The organism is Micromonospora sp. NPDC048871 (genome assembly GCF_043198155.1).
In the GTDB taxonomy this organism is placed as follows: domain Bacteria; phylum Actinomycetota; class Actinomycetes; order Mycobacteriales; family Micromonosporaceae; genus Micromonospora.
Genome location: NZ_JBICUM010000006.1, coordinates 155,088 through 171,358 on the forward strand (window position 1 = coordinate 155,088; position 16,271 = coordinate 171,358).

General features: G+C 71.3%; 17 protein-coding genes. 5 read left to right on the forward strand and 12 right to left on the reverse strand.

What is annotated here, in order from left to right:
* Window positions 1-7: 7 nt before the first annotated feature.
* A complete protein-coding gene (locus tag ACGFIK_RS16120; protein ID WP_327026811.1) occupies window positions 8-901 on the forward strand; it encodes an ATP-binding cassette domain-containing protein in 894 nt (297 codons plus the stop codon).
* On the forward strand, window positions 898-1,959 hold the full coding sequence (locus tag ACGFIK_RS16125) for an ABC transporter permease (protein ID WP_327026812.1): 1,062 nt from the start codon (window positions 898-900) through the stop codon (window positions 1,957-1,959). The genes ACGFIK_RS16120 and ACGFIK_RS16125 overlap by 4 nt, the downstream gene beginning before the upstream one ends.
* Before the next feature lie 61 nt (window positions 1,960-2,020).
* Here the strand turns inward: ACGFIK_RS16125 and ACGFIK_RS16130 are convergent, their stop codons facing one another.
* Window positions 2,021-2,644: a DUF402 domain-containing protein gene (locus ACGFIK_RS16130; RefSeq protein ID WP_327026813.1), complete on the reverse strand. Its 624-nt coding sequence runs from the start codon at window positions 2,642-2,644 to the stop codon at window positions 2,021-2,023.
* Window positions 2,645-2,656: 12 nt separating this feature from the next.
* A complete protein-coding gene (locus tag ACGFIK_RS16135; RefSeq protein ID WP_327026814.1) occupies window positions 2,657-2,845 on the reverse strand; it encodes a hypothetical protein in 189 nt (62 codons plus the stop codon).
* 106 nt (window positions 2,846-2,951) lie between these two features.
* Between ACGFIK_RS16135 and ACGFIK_RS16140 the strand changes: the two genes are divergently transcribed.
* Window positions 2,952-3,686: a nuclear transport factor 2 family protein gene (locus ACGFIK_RS16140; protein ID WP_327026815.1), complete on the forward strand. Its 735-nt coding sequence runs from the start codon at window positions 2,952-2,954 to the stop codon at window positions 3,684-3,686.
* Window positions 3,687-3,717: 31 nt separating this feature from the next.
* Here the strand turns inward: ACGFIK_RS16140 and ACGFIK_RS16145 are convergent, their stop codons facing one another.
* From ACGFIK_RS16145 to pgsA, 9 genes are all read right to left on the reverse strand, one after another.
* Window positions 3,718-4,989, reverse strand: coding sequence for an MFS transporter (locus ACGFIK_RS16145; RefSeq protein ID WP_327026816.1), 1,272 nt, complete (start codon window positions 4,987-4,989; stop codon window positions 3,718-3,720).
* Complete coding sequence (locus ACGFIK_RS16150) at window positions 4,982-5,599, reverse strand: helix-turn-helix domain-containing protein (RefSeq protein ID WP_327026817.1); 618 nt, start codon at window positions 5,597-5,599, stop codon at window positions 4,982-4,984. The genes ACGFIK_RS16145 and ACGFIK_RS16150 overlap by 8 nt, the downstream gene beginning before the upstream one ends.
* 145 nt (window positions 5,600-5,744) lie before the next feature.
* Window positions 5,745-6,494 (reverse strand): YebC/PmpR family DNA-binding transcriptional regulator, encoded by a 750-nt coding sequence (locus ACGFIK_RS16155; protein WP_327026818.1) that lies wholly within the window; start codon window positions 6,492-6,494, stop codon window positions 5,745-5,747.
* A 321-nt stretch (window positions 6,495-6,815) separates the two neighbouring features.
* A complete protein-coding gene (gene pdxT, locus ACGFIK_RS16160) occupies window positions 6,816-7,403 on the reverse strand; it encodes a pyridoxal 5'-phosphate synthase glutaminase subunit PdxT (RefSeq protein WP_327026819.1) in 588 nt (195 codons plus the stop codon).
* Window positions 7,404-7,479: 76 nt separating this feature from the next.
* Complete coding sequence (pdxS, locus tag ACGFIK_RS16165) at window positions 7,480-8,391, reverse strand: pyridoxal 5'-phosphate synthase lyase subunit PdxS (protein WP_327026820.1); 912 nt, start codon at window positions 8,389-8,391, stop codon at window positions 7,480-7,482.
* Between the two features lie 129 nt (window positions 8,392-8,520).
* On the reverse strand, window positions 8,521-9,027 hold the full coding sequence (locus ACGFIK_RS16170) for a hypothetical protein (RefSeq protein WP_327026821.1): 507 nt from the start codon (window positions 9,025-9,027) through the stop codon (window positions 8,521-8,523).
* Window positions 9,028-9,053: 26 nt separating this feature from the next.
* Window positions 9,054-10,214 (reverse strand): glycosyltransferase family 4 protein, encoded by a 1,161-nt coding sequence (locus tag ACGFIK_RS16175; RefSeq protein ID WP_327026822.1) that lies wholly within the window; start codon window positions 10,212-10,214, stop codon window positions 9,054-9,056.
* A gap of 13 nt (window positions 10,215-10,227) precedes the next feature.
* Window positions 10,228-11,106 carry a phosphatidylinositol mannoside acyltransferase gene (locus ACGFIK_RS16180; RefSeq protein WP_327026823.1) on the reverse strand — a complete coding sequence of 293 codons (879 nt, stop codon included), beginning with the start codon at window positions 11,104-11,106 and terminating at the stop codon, window positions 10,228-10,230.
* Window positions 11,107-11,134: 28 nt separating this feature from the next.
* A complete protein-coding gene (gene pgsA, locus ACGFIK_RS16185) occupies window positions 11,135-11,767 on the reverse strand; it encodes a phosphatidylinositol phosphate synthase (protein ID WP_327026824.1) in 633 nt (210 codons plus the stop codon).
* 241 nt (window positions 11,768-12,008) lie between these two features.
* Here pgsA and ACGFIK_RS16190 point away from each other — a divergent pair, with 241 nt between their 5' ends.
* Window positions 12,009-14,159, forward strand: a complete 2,151-nt coding sequence (locus ACGFIK_RS16190) for an elongation factor G-like protein EF-G2 (protein WP_327026825.1) — start codon at window positions 12,009-12,011, stop codon at window positions 14,157-14,159.
* Between the two features lie 66 nt (window positions 14,160-14,225).
* On the opposite strand, the gene ACGFIK_RS16195 is transcribed toward ACGFIK_RS16190, so the two are convergent.
* Window positions 14,226-15,224: an aldo/keto reductase gene (locus ACGFIK_RS16195; RefSeq protein ID WP_327027171.1), complete on the reverse strand. Its 999-nt coding sequence runs from the start codon at window positions 15,222-15,224 to the stop codon at window positions 14,226-14,228.
* Window positions 15,225-15,507: 283 nt separating this feature from the next.
* On the opposite strand from ACGFIK_RS16195, the gene ACGFIK_RS16200 reads away from it, so the two are divergent.
* Window positions 15,508-16,236 (forward strand): EcsC family protein, encoded by a 729-nt coding sequence (locus ACGFIK_RS16200; protein ID WP_327026826.1) that lies wholly within the window; start codon window positions 15,508-15,510, stop codon window positions 16,234-16,236.
* The last annotated feature ends 35 nt before the right edge of the window (window positions 16,237-16,271 follow it).

Consider the following 16,271-nt stretch of genomic DNA (forward strand, 5'->3'; position numbering starts at 1 on the left):
GTAAGCCGTGACCACAGTCCTCCGCCTCGACGGTGTCGACCGCAGCTTCGGCGACCGTCAGGTGCTCAAGAACGTGTCCTTCGAGGTCGCCGCCGGTCGGATGACCGGCTTCGTCGGCGGCAACGGCGCCGGCAAGACCACCACCATGCGGATCATCCTCGGGGTGCTGGCCGCCGATGCGGGACAGGTGACCTGGGGCGGCAGGCCGCTGAGCCGCCAGATCCGGGGACGGTTCGGCTACATGCCGGAGGAGCGCGGCCTCTACCCGAAGATGAGTGTCCGGGAGCAGGTGGTCTACCTGGGTCGGCTGCACGGGATGACCGCGGAGGGCGCCCGTCGCGCCACCGACACCCTGCTGGAGCGGATCGGGCTGGACGAGCGGGGCGACGACCTGCTGGAGACCCTGTCGCTGGGCAACCAGCAGCGGGCCCAGATCGCCGCCGCCCTGGTGCACGACCCGGAGGTGCTGGTGCTGGACGAGCCCTTCTCCGGGCTGGACCCGATGGCCGTGGACACCGTCATGGCGGTGCTGCGGGAGCGGGCCGCCGCCGGCGTACCGGTGCTGTTCTCCAGCCACCAACTCGACGTGGTGGAGCGGCTCTGTGACGACCTGGTGATCATCGCGGACGGTGCGATCCGCGCCGCCGGCAGCCGGGAGCAGTTGCGCGCCTTCTCCGCCACCCACCGCTTCGAGTTGGTGGTGGACACCGACGCGGGCTGGCTGCGGGATCAGGCCGGGGTCAGCCTGGTGGACCTGGACGGGCCCCGCGCCGTCTTCGACCTCGCCGCCGAGGCCGACGAGCAGAAGGTGCTGCACGCCGCCCTCGCCCGGGGCCCGGTGCGCGCTTTCCGTCCGGTCACCCCCTCCCTCGCCGAGATCTTCCGAGAGGTCACCCAGTGAACACCTTCGAGGCCACCCGGCTGGTAGCCGCCCGGGAGATCCGGGTCAAGCTGCGCGACCGCACCTTCCTGATCAGTACGCTGTTCTTCCTGCTCATCGCGGCGGCGGCGACCGTGCTGCCGCCCCTGCTCTCGGGTGGGCCCTCCACGGTGGCGGTGACCGAGGCGGCGGCCGGTCCGCTGCGGCAGGCCGGGCTGGAGGTGCGGGTGGTGGCCGACGACGCCGCCGCCGAGCAGGCGGTCCGCGACGGCGAGGCCGATGCCGCGGTGGTCTCCGGCCCGGCGGTGCTGGCCATGAACGAGGCCCCCAGCGACGTGGTCTCCGCGTTGAGCAGCGCGCCCCCGGTGCGGCTGCTGAACCCGGACGCGGTGGACCCGCTGTTGGCCTTCCTGGTGCCGATGGCCTTCGCCTTCATCTTCTTCATCACCTCGCAGACCTTCGGTATGCAGATCGCGCAGAGCATCATCGAGGAGAAGCAGACCCGGATCGTGGAGATCCTCGTCGCCGCGGTGCCGGTGCGGGCCCTGCTGGCCGGCAAGATGCTCGCCGGCACCCTGTTGGCGCTGGGGCAGATCGTGTTGATCGCCGCCGTGGCGGTGGCCGGCATGGCCTTCGGCGACAGCAACGAGTTGCTCTCCCTGCTCGGCCCGGCGATCGGCTGGTTCGTGCCGTTCTTCGTGCTCGGCTTCGTGCTGATCGCCTCGATGTGGGCGGCGACCGGCGCACTGGTCAACCGGCTGGAGGACATCAGCGGGGTGTCCATGCCGGTGCAGCTCGCGGTGATGCTGCCGTTCTTCGCGGTGGTCTTCCTCAACGACAACCCCGGTGCCATGCAGGTGCTGTCCTACCTGCCGTTCTCCTCGCCGACCGCGATGCCGCTGCGGCTGTTCAGCGGTGACGCCGCCCTCTGGGAGCTGTTCGCCTCCCTGGCCCTGCTGCTGGTCGCGGCGCTCGGGTTCGTGCTGGCCGGGTCCCGGGTGTACGAGGGTTCCCTGCTGCGCACCAACGGCCGCACCTCGATCCGTACCGCCTGGCGGGAGCGCGAGACTCTGAGCTGAGCAGTGCCACTGCGCTCGTCCGCATCCCGGTGACCGACCCTGGTCGCCGGGATGCCGGCGTTCAGCCCTGGTCGATCGGGACGGTGGCCCAGTCGGCCGGCAGGCGGGGAGCCGACCAGGCCGGGTCGGGCTGCCAGGTCGCCCAGGACTCGTCCCACCAGCGTCGGCCCGCGTCGAGCAGGGCGGCGATTCGGTCACCCTCGGCCCGGATCGCCTCGGCCATCCCCGGGTAGCGCCCCTCGACCAGCCGCTGGGCGAACAGTTCCACATCCTTGAAGACGTACCGGTCGGCGTCCGCCGCCCACCACAGGTCAAGCTCGTGGTCCAGGGTGTCCACCCCGATGGGGGTACGCCGGAAGGGGTCCTGGAGGTTGAAGTACCAGCCGGCGAAGGTGCGCTGCGGGCCGGACCAGAAGACCTCGACCGCGTGGGCCTCGCCGGGGCGGTGCAGCATCAGCTTGCCGTGCCCGGTCCAGGCGTAGTGACCGGCCACCTGCCAGGGGTGCCGGCCGGACGGGAAGCGGCCCTCGGTCGGGAAGCCGAACTCCGTACCGGTTGGCAGGTAGAGCGCCAGCAGGTCGGGGCTGTCCTGGACGCAGATCGTCGGGCAGCCGAACCAGACCTCACCGTGCAGGATCTCCCGCCGGACCACCACGTCTCCGGGGCTGAACCGTTCGACCGCCACCACTCCCCCTGGTCAGTCCTGGGCCGACTCCGGCCGATGCGCCCTGATCCAGGCTTCCACATCCGACTTCCGCCACACCTTGCCCTGCATCAGATCCGCTACCGGCTCAGGGAAGTTGCGGTGGCTGGTGATCACGTAAACCCGCTGTTTGCTGATGCCGCCGAGCATGATCCGAATCTCGTGCGAACCGACCAGCTCCATAAAACGGACGCTAGACAGTTGCCGTAGCTCCTTGACCCGGGGCAACGCATGGGCCATCGTGTGGGTTATGTCGTCACTGAACCCTTCACCCGATCAGGGGCAGCCGGTGAACTCGTGGCCTGCGGTGCAGCGGCATCCGCCCGTACGCCCGGGGTGGTCTTGTGGGGTGTGCGCGGGGCCCTGGCCGTGCCCCAGGGCGCGGAGGCTGCTGCGGGTCGAGTACGGCGGCGACCGGGTGGGTCTGTCGGTCTACCTGGCCGGGATGCTCTTCGACGCCACCGGCGACCTGCTGCGGCACGCCGGGGGCCCGCTGCCCGCGCCGGAGGAACTGTTCGACCGCTTCCTGGCCTGGGCCGCTCCCCCACCCCGGGCCCGGCACCGGGCCGCAGTGTCGCAGCCCGGTGGTAGAACTCCGAGCACCACCTGCCCGAGGAGAATGATCATGGATGTACGGGATGCCGCGCAGCGCTGGGCGGACGCCTGGACCCACGGCTGGCCCAGCAAGGACGTCGAGAGCATCGTCAAGCTACAGGCGACCGACGGGGTCCACTGGGCTTCACTGTTTCGTCCCTGTCGAGGGCGGGACGGGCTGCGCGCCTATGTCGAGGAGTGTTTCCGTGAGGAGACCCGCCCGGCCGAGGTGTGGTTCGGCGCACCGCGCAGGGACGGCGACACGGCGACGGTCGAGTACTGGGCGATCACCTACCCGTACGATGCGCCGCTGACCATCTCCGGCTGCACCCTGCTGCGCTTCGACCCCGACGCCCTGGTGGCCGAGTCGCGCGACTACTCCCACGCCCGGGAGGGCCGGTTCCCGCCACCGGCCGGCCTCTTCGACTGACGGATCTGCCGATCGAAAGCGCGGCGGGGTGTCACTCTTCGGGCAGCCTGCGCATGCCGCGCAGCGGTGAGAAGACCACCCAGAGCACCCCGAGCAGGGCGCCGAGGCTGGCGATCCAGAGTGCGGGGCGTACCCCGATCGCGGCGCCGAGTGTCCCGCCGACCAGGGCGCCGATCGGTCGGATGCCGTGGTTGACGGTGCGCCTGAACCCGGAGACCACGGCGAGCATGGCCACCGGGGTGGCCGCGATCTGCACCGAGCCGACCGCGATGTCGAGGACCATGACGCCCAGCGCGGAGACCAGCTCGGCGGTGAACAGCAACGCGAGCACCACCGGCTCCGGCCCCATGGCCAGCGGCACGAGGATCAGAGGGGCCGGGAAGGCGACGAACCCGACGAGCACCGCGGGGCCGATGCCGATCCGGCGACTGACCGGGCCGGTCACGGCCGCACCGAGCAGTCCGCCGACCGCCCCGGCCCCGATGACCAGCCCCAGGATGCCGGGTGAGACACCCAGCTCGGTGGTCACGTACAGCACGAAGAGCGCCGCGAACATGTAGTTGAACAGGTTGAGGGTGGTGGTGCCGAGCAGGGTCGCCCGCAGCACCTCGGAGCGGGCCACGAACCGTACCCCCGCCGCCATGCCCCGGGCGGGGCCGGTGGTCACGGCGCGCTCCGTGACCCTGGTCCGGGCCAGGAAGACCGCCGACACCAGATAGGTGAGCACGCCGGAGAGGAGGGCGACCGGTGCGGTGAGCACCTGCACGAGCACCCCACCGATGCTCGGACCGGCCACATGGGACATGGCCCGGCTGCCGTTGACCAGACTGTTGGCGTCCACATAGTCCGATCGAGGGACCAGGGCGGCGAACAGGCTGCTGTGCGCCACCTCGAAGAAGACCGAGAGACAACCGATCAGGAAGGCCACGGCACACAGCAGCAGCAGATTCAGGGCGCCGGCCCACCAGAGCAGCGGTACGAGCAGCAGCAGAGCCGCCCGACCGAGGTCGGCGACGATCATCACCCGACGTCGGCGCGGGTGGCGGTCCACCCAGGCGCCGGCCGGCAGGGAGAGGAAGAGGTTCGGCAGCAGCGAGGCGGCGGTCAGGTAGCCCATCTCGGCCGGTCCGGCACCGACCGCGAGCAGGGCCAGCAGCGGCACGGCGAGCATGGTGACCTGGTCGCCGAAGAGGGAGACGGTCTGCGCCGACCAGTAGCGACGGAAGGCCGTCTGCCGCAGCAGGCGTGGGATGCGGGGCCGGCGCGGCGGCGCCGGGTCGGCCAGTACCAGGGGTTCAGTCATGGTCGGACTCCGCTCGCCGGCCCTCGACTGGTACGGCGCCGCGCGGGAGCGCCATCTGGACGAAGGTCACCGGGCGGGACCCGGGCGGACGCTTCGCCGGGTCGGTGATCCGTTCGTCGTACCGGGCCAGCAGCGCATCGACCTTGGCCGTGAGCTCGCGCAACTCGGCGGCGGTGACATGCAGCAGCGTGTCGCCGAAGCCGGCGGCCACCCGCCACTCGACCGGCTCGTCGGCGCGGATCGCCAGGTAGTCCTGTCCACGTTGCAGGTAGACACCGAGCATCACGCTGTTGATCTGGTCCGTCGCCGCCCTCATGTCCGGGTCGTCGGAGTCGTCGTCCCAGGAGGTGTACAGGGTGGTGGCCCGCCAGGGCCGTTCCCTGCCGTCCGCCCCGGGCACCCGTTCGGCGAACCCGTACTTGGCGAGTTGCCGCAGATGGAACGAGCAGTTGGGCACGTTGTCGTCGAGCCGGGCGGCGGCCTGCGTCGCGGTCATCGGGCCTTCGCCACGGAGCAACCCGATCAGACGCATCCGCAGCGGGTGCGCGTACGCCCGCAGGGCGCGTGGATCGGTGACCTTGACGGCTCGCGGCGGCAACTCTTCGGGCATACCCTAAAGAATGCTTTAGAAAGGTGTCTCTAGCAACCCCGGGAGGCCGATGGTCTTCGATCGGGGATGCGGAACGCAGCAGGGCGCGCACCCGAGCCCGAGGCTCGCGTACGCGCCCTGAGGTCGCGCCAGTGGTCGGGTCGGCTCAGCCGACCGCCGCCATGATCTCGTCGGAGATGTCGAAGTTGGCGTAGACGTTCTGCACGTCGTCGCAGTCCTCCAGCACGTCGATCAGCTTGAAGACCTTCCGCGCACCCTCCTCGTCCAGCGGCACGTTGACGCTGGGGATCAGGGCGGACTCGGCCGACTCGTACTCGATGCCGGCGTCCTGCAGGGCGGTGCGGACCGCGATCAGGTCACCCGGCTCGGAGACCACCTCGAAGGCCTCGCCCAGGTCGTTGACCTCCTCGGCCCCGGCGTCCAGGACGGCCAGCATCACGTCGTCCTCGCTGGTGCCGGCCTTCGGCACGATCACCACGCCCTTGCGGGAGAACATGTACGACACCGAGCCGGCGTCGGCGAAGGAGCCGCCGTTGCGGGTCAGGGCGGTGCGTACCTCGGTGGCGGCGCGGTTGCGGTTGTCGGTCAGGCACTCGATCAGCAGCGCGACCCCGTTCGGGCCGTACCCCTCGTACATGATCGTCTGGTAGTCGGCGCCGCCGGCCTCCAGGCCGGAGCCGCGCTTGACCGCCCGGTCGATGTTGTCGTTGGGGACCGAGTTCTTCTTGGCCTTCTGGATCGCGTCGTAGAGGGTCGGGTTGCCGGCCGGGTCGCCACCGCCGGTCCGCGCCGCGACCTCGACGTTCTTGATCAGCTTGGCGAACATCTTGCCGCGCTTGGCGTCGATGACCGCCTTCTTGTGCTTGGTCGTCGCCCACTTTGAGTGGCCGGACATCTGTTACCTCCGTTGCTACCCGCCGTCTGCATCGACCGCACCGCGCACGCCCCGCTCCGCACCGGCGCACGCGGTGGTGCCGGTCTGCTCTGGTGGAAGCCGTGGCGGCCAGAAGGCCCTGCCGAATCTCGACAATCCTACCGAGGGACCCCCGGGGCTCGTCACCCGCCGCACACCGGTAACACGGACCGCCGCCACAATCCCGCTGATATGGCACAAAACCGATTATTCACCCTTTGGGTGGCCGGGTCGCCCGCCGAATCTTGGACAGTTGTCGTCAGCGATTGACGACAACTGTCCAAGATTCACACGAAAGGGTGCTCAGGCGCGGACCAGGTTCACGAAGTGCCGGTGCAGGCGAAGGTCGCCGGTGAGTTCCGGATGGAAGGAGGTGGCCAGCAGGTTGCCCTGGCGGACCGCCACGATCCGGCCGTCGGAGACCCGGCCGAGCACCTCGACCCCCTCGCCGACCCGCTCGACCCAGGGGGCCCGGATGAAGACCGCGTGCAGCGGGCCGCCCTCGATCCCGGCGATCTCCACCGGGGCCTCGAAGGAGTCGACCTGCCGACCGAAGGCGTTGCGTCGGACGGTCATGTCGATACCCTCGAAGCCACGCTGGTCCGGACGCCCGTCGAGAACCTCACCGGCCAGCATGATCATGCCGGCGCAGGAGCCGTAGACCGGCAGGCCGGCGGCGATCCGCTTGTCGATCGGTTCGCGCAACTCGAAGATGTCGACCAGTTTGCTGATGGTGGTGGACTCTCCGCCCGGGATGACCAGGCCGTCCACCGCCTCCAGCTCCGCGGGTCGGCGTACCGGGCGGGCTTGCGCGCCCGCGCCGGTCAGGGCGGTGAGGTGTTCGCGGACGTCGCCCTGAAGGGCGAGCACGCCGATCACGGGTGCGGGCACTGTGCTCCTTCCGGGAAGCGTTAAGAAGGGGCCCCTTCTCTACCGCAGGCGTTAATAAGGTGCCCTTCCTTGCACCTCACCAGCCGCGGTCGGCCAGGCGGTGCGGGACGGGGATGTCGTCGACATTGATGCCGACCATCGCCTCACCGAGCCCCCGGGAGATCTTGGCCAGCATCTCCGGGTCGTCGTGGAAGGTGGTCGCCTTGACGATCGCGGCGGCCCGCTGGGCCGGGTTGCCGGACTTGAAGATGCCGGAGCCGACGAAGACCCCCTCCGCCCCGAGCTGCATCATCATCGCCGCGTCGGCCGGGGTGGCGATGCCACCGGCGGTGAACAGCACCACCGGCAGCTTGCCGGTCTCGGCCACCTCCTTGACCAGCTCGTACGGGGCCTGCAACTCCTTGGCCGCGACGAACAGCTCATCGGTGGGCAGCGTGGACAGTCGACGGATCTCCTGGCGGATCTTGCGCATGTGGGTGGTGGCGTTGGAGACGTCCCCGGTGCCGGCCTCCCCCTTGGAGCGGATCATGGCAGCGCCCTCGGTGATCCGGCGCAGCGCCTCGCCCAGGTTGGTCGCCCCGCAGACGAAGGGGACCGTGAAGGCCCACTTGTCGATGTGGTTGGCGTAGTCGGCCGGGGTGAGCACCTCGGACTCGTCGACGTAGTCGACACCGAGAGCCTGGAGGATCTGGGCCTCGACGAAGTGACCGATGCGGGCCTTGGCCATCACCGGGATGGAGACCGCGTTGATGATCCCGTCGATCATGTCCGGGTCGCTCATCCGGGAGACCCCGCCCTGGGCGCGGATGTCGGCGGGTACCCGCTCCAGCGCCATCACCGCTACCGCTCCGGCGTCCTCGGCGATCTTCGCCTGCTCGGGCGTCACCACGTCCATGATCACGCCACCCTTGAGCATCTCGGCCATCCCCCGCTTGACGCGGGCGGTGCCGACGGCCGAACTGGTGGCGCTGGGATTCGGGGAAGTCACGGCTGATCGCTCCTTGAGGCGCGCGGGTGGGGGCAGCGGAATGCTATGGCCGCGGCGGCGCCGTTTCCGACAGCCAATCGCAGCGCCGGTGGCCTGGAATGTGGCCCCCGTCACCCACGACGGCCCTGGTCAGCGGGGGGAGACGTCCACGATCGGCACGGTGAGGGTCGGGTCGTCGATGTCGAAGTAGCGCGGCCAGGTGTGCCGTCGTCCCATCCGGAACAGGCGCACCAGGCGGCGGCTGCGCGCGGTACGGGCGTCGCGGACCAGGTCGGTGTGCACCTGGCGGGCCAGGGCGAGTCGCCGGCTGGCCGCGATGACCGCCTCGCAGTCCGGGTCGGCCGGGTCCAGTTGGACCGCCCGCAGTTGCCGGGTCAGGTCGTTCTCGGCCGCCTCCCGCTCCTGGGGCTCGGCGTCCAGGGCGATGCGGGCCGCCGCGTACAACTCGACGCCGTAGCGGCGTTCGGCCAGCACCGCGGCGGCGGCGGCGCGGCGCAGCAGGTGGGCGTCCAGGGCACGGGCCGCCAGCTCCGCACGAGCCTGCAGGCGCTCGACCCGACCGGCGGTCCAGATCAGGTACGTCGCCACCAGGGCGACGACCACCGTCGCCCCCACCACCCACCACATGCCCGGCATCGTAGTGCTGCTCCCGTTCCTCCCGGTCAGTCCAGTCCCACCCACTCCTGGTCGATCACCCGCCCGTCGGTCGCCTCGATCGCTGCTGCGTATACCTCCAGAACCCGGCGGGCAACCACGGGCCAGTCGAAATTCGCCACCACCTGGTCGCCGCAGGCGGTCAACTCCGCCCGGGCGGCCGGATCGTCCAGCAGTTCGGCGAGGGTACGGCCCAGGGCGGCGGCGTCACCGGTGGGGAACAACCGTCCGGCCCGTCCGTTGTCCAGCACCCGGCGGAAGGCGTCCAGGTCGCTGGCGACCACGGTGGTACCGGCGGCCAACGCCTCGGTGAGGATCATGCCGAAGGACTCGCCCCCGGTGTTCGGCGCCACGTAGAGGTGCACGCTGCGCAGCATCCGGGCCTTCTCCGCCTCGGGCACCAGCCCCAGGAAGGTGACCCGGTCCCGAAGCTCGGGGGGAAACCGGTCGAACAGGTCGTCCGGGTCGCCGGGGCCGGCGACCAGCAGGCGCAGCCCGGGTCGCCGGGGGGCCAGCTCGACGAAGGCGTCCCGCAGGATCGGGAAGCCCTTGCGGGACTCGGTGAACCGGCCCAGGAAGCCCAGGGTGCCGCCGCTACCCGGGCCGCACTCCCCCGGCCAGCCGGGCAGCGGGGGCATTCCGGCGAACTTGGCCACCGCCACCCCGTTGGGGATCTCCACCGCACCGCCGTCGAGGTGCTCCACCTGCACCTTGCGGGCCAGGGCACTCACCGCGATCCGGGCGGTGATCCGTTCCAGCACGATCTGCAGGGCCCCCTGGGCGGCCGACAGCACCCGGGACCGGGTCATCGCGGTGTGGAAGGTGGCCACCACCGGCCCGCGGGCGGAGAGCACCGCGAGCATGGAGATGCTCAGGGTCAGCGGCTCGTGCACGTGCAGCACGTCGAAGTCGCCCCGGGTGATCCACCGGCGGACCCGGGCGGTGGAGACCGGGCCGAAGGCGATCCGGGCCACCGAGCCGTTGTACGGCAGCGGCACCGACCTACCGGCCGAGACCACGTACGACGGCAGGGGGACGTCCTCGTCCGCCGGGGCGAGCACGCTCACCTCGTGGCCGAGCCCGATCAACGCCTCGGCGAGGTCCATGACGTGGTTCTGCACCCCGCCCGGCACATCGAAGGAGTACGGACAGACGATGCCGATCCGCATTGCGCCCGTCCCCTCAGTCCAGCCACATCCGCTGCAACATATGCCAGTCTTGCGGATGCCGCGCGATGCCCGCCGCCAGACCGTCGGCGATCAGCTGGGTCAGCGACCGGACCCGGGTGTCCAGGGCGCCTTCTTCCGGACCCGGCACCGGCAGCGGACCCTCGATCGCCGCGCGGGCCGCATCCGGTTCGTACCACAACGAGGCCACATACAGCGGCGCTCCGGTGCGCAACGCCAGCAGAGCCGGACCGGCCGGCATCCGGGTCCGGCCGCCGAAGAAACTGACCTCCACCCCGCGGGCGGACAGGTCCCGGTCGGCCAGCAGCGGCACCACCGCCCCGGCGTTGAGCCGGTCGGTCAGCACGTCCAGGGGTGGCCGGTGACCACCGGTGGTGGGCAGGATCTCCATGCCCAGCCCTTCCCGGAAGGCCACGAACCGCTGGTAGACCGCCTCCGGCTTGAGCCGCTCGGCGACCGTGGACAGCGGCCAGCCGTTGGCCACCACCCAGGCCCCGGCCAGGTCCCAGTTGCCGGCGTGTGGCAGGGCCACCACCGCACCCCGTCCGGCGGCCACGTCGGCGGCGAGCAGCTCGGCGCCGTCCAGCCGGAAGGTGGACAGCACCTGCTCCCGGCTCAGCGAGGGCAGCCGGAAGGCCTCCATCCAGTAGCGGGCGTACGACCGCAGGCCCGCGCGGACCAGGTCGTCCAGTTCGGCCTCGGGCAGCTCCGGGCCGACCACCCGGCGCAGGTTGGCCCGCAGCCGGGTGACGCCGGCGCCCCGACGACGGTGGGCCCGGTCGGCACCGGCGTTGAAGGCCGCCGCGGCCACCGGGCGGGGCAGGGCCCGGACCAGTCGCCAGCCGGCGACGTAGCCGAGTTCGGTGAGATTCACCGGCACCCCCGGGGTCGGGCTGTGCCGCTCACCCCTGGCCGCCCGGCACGTCGACCTGCTGGGCCTGCCGGTAGACGAACCGCATCCGCTGCCCCACGGTGAACAGGGACACCGCCGCCAGCAGCCACAGGGCGATCGGCAGGGCCACCGGGTGGACCAGTTCGGCGAGCAGGCCACCGATCCCGACGATCAGCAACCGCTCGGTGCGTTCGGCGATGCCGACGTTGCCGCTCATGCCGAGCCCTTCGGCGCGGGCCTTGACGTACGAGACGAGTCCACCGGCGGCCAGGCAGATCAACGCGGCGGCCGTGCCGGCGCGGTCCCCCTGCCCGGCCAGGTAGAACGCGACCGCGCCGAACACCGCGCTGTCTGCCACCCGATCCATGCTGGAGTCCAGGAACGCGCCGAATCGGGTGGATCCGCCACTCATCCGGGCCATCGTCCCGTCGAGCATGTCGGTGAGCGCGAAGACCGTCACGATCAGCGCACCGGCGACCAGGTGGCCGCGGGCGCCGAAGCCGAGGGCGCCGACGAGCACCCCTACGGTGCCCGCGACGGTGACCGCGTTGGGGGACACGCCCGCGCGCAGGAGGCGGCGGGCAATCGGCTCGACGACGCGGGTCATCCCCGCGCGGACCGACACTTGGAAGATCTTCGCCATGGCGGTCCCACGATAACGGTCGGCCCGGCGACGGCAACAACGCCGGTCCTAGCCAAGAGGGTTGTGCCGGTCGGCCATCGGGTGTGGGATCGAGGGGGGGAGGGTGACCCAGCTCACCCGACCGCCCGTTGACTGCCCGGTCCGGGGCGAACCACCGGAGGATGATCGCCGCGGTACCCCGTCCGGGCCGCATCCCGTCGCGCGCGGCGGTCGCCACCACCGGCTGAGGGAGGTGCGCCCGATGGCGCAGAAGAGTCAGGACAAGCACGCCACCGGGGTGCCGGTGGTGACGGACCCGGCGAAGATTCGCAACGTGGTGCTCGTCGGGCACTCCGGTGCGGGCAAGACCACCCTGGTCGAGGCGCTGCTGGCGGCCACCGGCACCATCTCCCGCGCCGGTTCGGTCGCCGAGGGCACCACGGTCTGCGACCACGACCCCGCGGCCGTACGCCAGCAGCGGTCGGTCGCCCTGGCCTGTGCGCCGCTGATGCACGACGGCATCAAGGTCAACCTGCTGGACACCCCCGGGTACGCCGACTTCATCGGCGAGTTGCGGGCCGGGCTGCGGGCCGCCGACGCCGCCCTGTTCGTGGTCTCCGCGGTGGACGGGATGGACGCCGCCACCGCCGCCCTGTGGGAGGAGTGCGCCGCGGTCGACATGCCCCGGGCGGTGGCGGTGGCCCGGCTGGATCACCCCCGCGCCGACTTCGACGAGGCGGTGGCGCTGTGCCAGCGGGTCTTCGGCGACAACGTGCTGCCGCTGTACCTGCCGATGCTCGGCGATGACGGGGTCTCCACCGCCGGCCTGCTGGGGCTGATCACCCGGCGGGTCTTCGACTACACGGAGGGGCTGCCCGCCCAGGTGCGTGAGCCCGACCCGGAGCACCTGCCGGCCATCACGGAGTCCCGGGACGAACTCATCGAGGGGATCATCGCCGAGAGCGAGGACGAGACCCTGATGGACCGGTACCTGGCCGGGGAGGAGATCGACCCCGCCGTCCTGGTCGAGGACCTGGAGAAGGCCGTGGCCCGGGGCCACTTCTACCCGGTGGTACCGGTCTGCGCGGCCACCGGGGTAGGGGTGGACGCCCTGCTGGAGGTGCTCACCGCCGGTTTCCCCTCGCCGCTGGAGCACACCCTGCCCGCGGTCACCGGGGTGGACGGCTCCCCCCGGCCGCCGCTGACCTGCGACCCGGAGGGTCCCCTGGTCGCCGAGGTGGTCAAGACCACCATCGACCGGCATGTCGGCCGGGTCTGCGTGGTGCGGGTCTTCTCCGGCACCCTGCGCCCGGACCAGACGGTGCACATCGCCGGGCACGGGCTGGCCGAACGCGGCCACCCCGACCACGACGCCGACGAGCGGGTCGCGCACCTCTACAGCCCGCTGGGCGCCACCCTGCGTGAGGTCGGTGCGGCGGTGGCCGGGGACATCTGCGCGATCACCAAGTCCGGCAGCGCGGAGACCGGGGACACCATCTCCGCCAAGGAGGACCCCCTGCTGATCGCCCCGTGGGAGATGCCGGAGCCGCTGCTGCCGGTGGCGATCGTGGCCCGGACCCGCTCGGATGAGGACGCACTGGCCCGCAACCTGGGCCGCCTGGTGGCCGGCGACCCGACGATGCGGCTGGAACGCAACCCGCAGACCCATCAACTGGTGCTCTGGTGCATGGGCGAGGCGCACGCTGACGTGGTCCTGGACCGGCTGCGCGCCGGCGGGGTGGAGCTGGACACCGAGCCGGTCAAGGTGGCGCTGCGGGAGACCCTGACCGCACCGGCGGCCGGGCACGGCCGGCATGTCAAGCAGTCCGGCGGGCACGGCCAGTACGCGGTCTGCGACATCGAGGTGGAGCCGCTGCCCCGGGGCGCCGGCTTCGAGTTCGTCGACCGGGTGGTCGGCGGGGCGGTCCCGCACAACTACATCCCCTCGGTGGAGAAGGGGGTACGCGCCCAGATGGAACGCGGCCTGCTCGCCGGACACCCCGTGGTGGACCTGCGGGTGACCCTGGTCGACGGCAAGGCGCACAGTGTCGACTCCTCCGACGCGGCCTTCCAGACCGCCGGGGCCCTGGCCCTGCGCGACGCCGCCGGCAAGGGCCGACCGGTGCTGCTGGAGCCGGTCGACGAGGTGACCGTGCGGGTGCCGGACGGCAGCGTGGGCACCGTGCTGGGTGACCTGTCCGGCCGTCGGGGCCGGGTGCTCGGCACGGAACCGGACCCGCAGGCCGAGGGGCGCAGCCTGGTCCGGGCCGAGGTGCCCGCCACGGAGCTGCTGCGCTACGCCGTCGAACTGCGGGCGTTGACCGCCGGGGCGGGCACCTTCCGCCGCCACTTCGTGCGGTACGACCCCATGCCGGAGCACCTGGCGGACCAGGTCCGCAAGGAGCACGCCTGAGGCCGGGTGGCGGGCGTACCCCGGTTAGGGCCGCCCGCCCGAGGGCCGGGCCGAGGGCCGGGACGGTCAGGGGCGGGCGGTGGGGAGCATCGGGCTGGGCCAGTAGGGGCGGTCGGCGGCCCGCAGGGCGGCGGCGCGCAGGGCGGCCAGTCGGTGTTCGACCTCGGCGAAGTGGTCCGGGGTGAGTGGGCCCAGGGTCAGCGCGGCGGCGTTCTCCTCGACCTGGGCCACCGTGCGGCAGCCTGGGATCGGGATGGTCCGGTCGCTGCGGGCCCAGATCCAACCCAGCGCCCCCTGGGCCAGGGTACGGCCGTCGGCGGTCAACGCCTCCCGGACGGCCTGCACCCGGCGCAGCCACTCCGGGGCGGGACGACCACCCCGGAACCACTCCAACCAGCCTGAGGTCATACCCCGGATGTCGTCGTGGGGCAGGATCGAGGCGGGGTGGTACTTGCCGGTGAGCAGCCCCATGCCCAGCGGCCCCCGGTTGACGCTGGCCAGGTCGTACTTCTCGCACAGGTCGAGCAGTTCCGGGGCGTCGCGCAGCACCGACAGGCTGTGCTGCACGGCGGCGGCGTGCGGGGCGTCGCCGAGGGCGGCGGCCCGGTCGGTGCGGTCGGTGCTCCAGCCGTACGCCCGGATCAGGCCCTCGGTGACCAGCTCCTCCAGGGTGCCGATCAGCTCCTGGGCCCGGGCCACCGGCAGGTCGGCCAGGTGCAGTTGATACAGGTCGATCCGGTCGGTGCCCAGCCGCCGCAGCGAGGCCCGTACGGCCCGGTGCAGGTAGGCCGGTGAGGGGTCCGTACCGGTGGCCTGTCGGGTCTGCTCGTCGAAGGTGTAGCCCCACTTGGTGGCGATCACGGCTCCGTCGCGCCGCCGGGCCAGGGCCCGCCCCAGGAGGCGCTCGCCGTGCCCGGCGCCGTAGGTGTCCGCGGTGTCGAACAGGGTCACCCCCAGGTCCAGGGCCCGGCGGATCGCCCGTACCGACTCGGCGTCGTCGACCGCCCCCCAGCCCAGGGGGGTACGCCCCTCCGCCCAGGGACCGGCTATCGCCCAGCAGCCCATGCCCAGGGCGCTGACCCCGATGCCGCTGCGACCCAGCGTCCGTCTCGACTCCGCCACCGGCGCATCGTGCCATCCCCAGGGCGGTGCTGGGCAGATATTCATCACGATCATCCGTACGAGGGACCGGGCCGCACGGATCAATCCGCCGCGGAAAGCACCCGGTTCGGCCACGGCGAGTGGCCGGCGTCGGACATCCGTCTTATGTAGATCTTCTATGGACGGTCCTCTACTCTGCACCTTCACCCGACCGACGCTCTCTTTCTAGCCAGTGAAACGGAGAATCATGGAAGCGAACGAAGGCGACCCGGGCGAACGTGGTGAGGACAAGTCCAATGCCATGGTTCGCTTCTTCCAGGACATGACGGTCAAGGTCGTCCGAGATGGGGTCGGCCCGATCACCGGATCGGTCACCTATGCACAGGACCGGCTCAGCAAGGCCCTCCCGGCCACAGAGGGCTCGATCATCGACTCCGACGGCCAAGCCCTGGACGGTAAGGCGCGGGAAGCAGCAGTCGAGCGGGTGATCGATCGACTGATCATGGAGTCGGTGGCAGCCTCTTCGACGAACGGGTTCGTCACTGGCCTGGGCGGTTTCGTGGCCATGCCCGTCACGATCCCCGCGAACATCGCCGGGTCACTGGTGATCAACGCTCGACTCGTCGGGTCGATCGCGCACCTGCGGGGCTACGACATCTCGGACCCGCACGTCCAGACCATCATCATGCTCACCACGGCAGGCGGGACGCTGGCGAGCAGCCTCCACGGGGTCGGGGTCAAGATCGGAACGAAGCTGACCGCGCAAATGATCAAGGCGATCCCGGTCACTGCCATCCGACAGATCAACGCGCGAGTCGGCTTCGCGCTCCTCGCCAAGTACGGGACGCAGCGGTCCGTGATCACCTTGGCCAAGGGCATCCCGATCGCCGGTGGCCTCGTCGGTGCCGGGGTGGATGCCACCCTGACCGCTCTGGTCGGTAAGGCAGCCAAGGCGAACTTCCCGGCATCCATCTGACGCCACCCCGGTCCTCCGGGGGAGGGCAGTCCGAC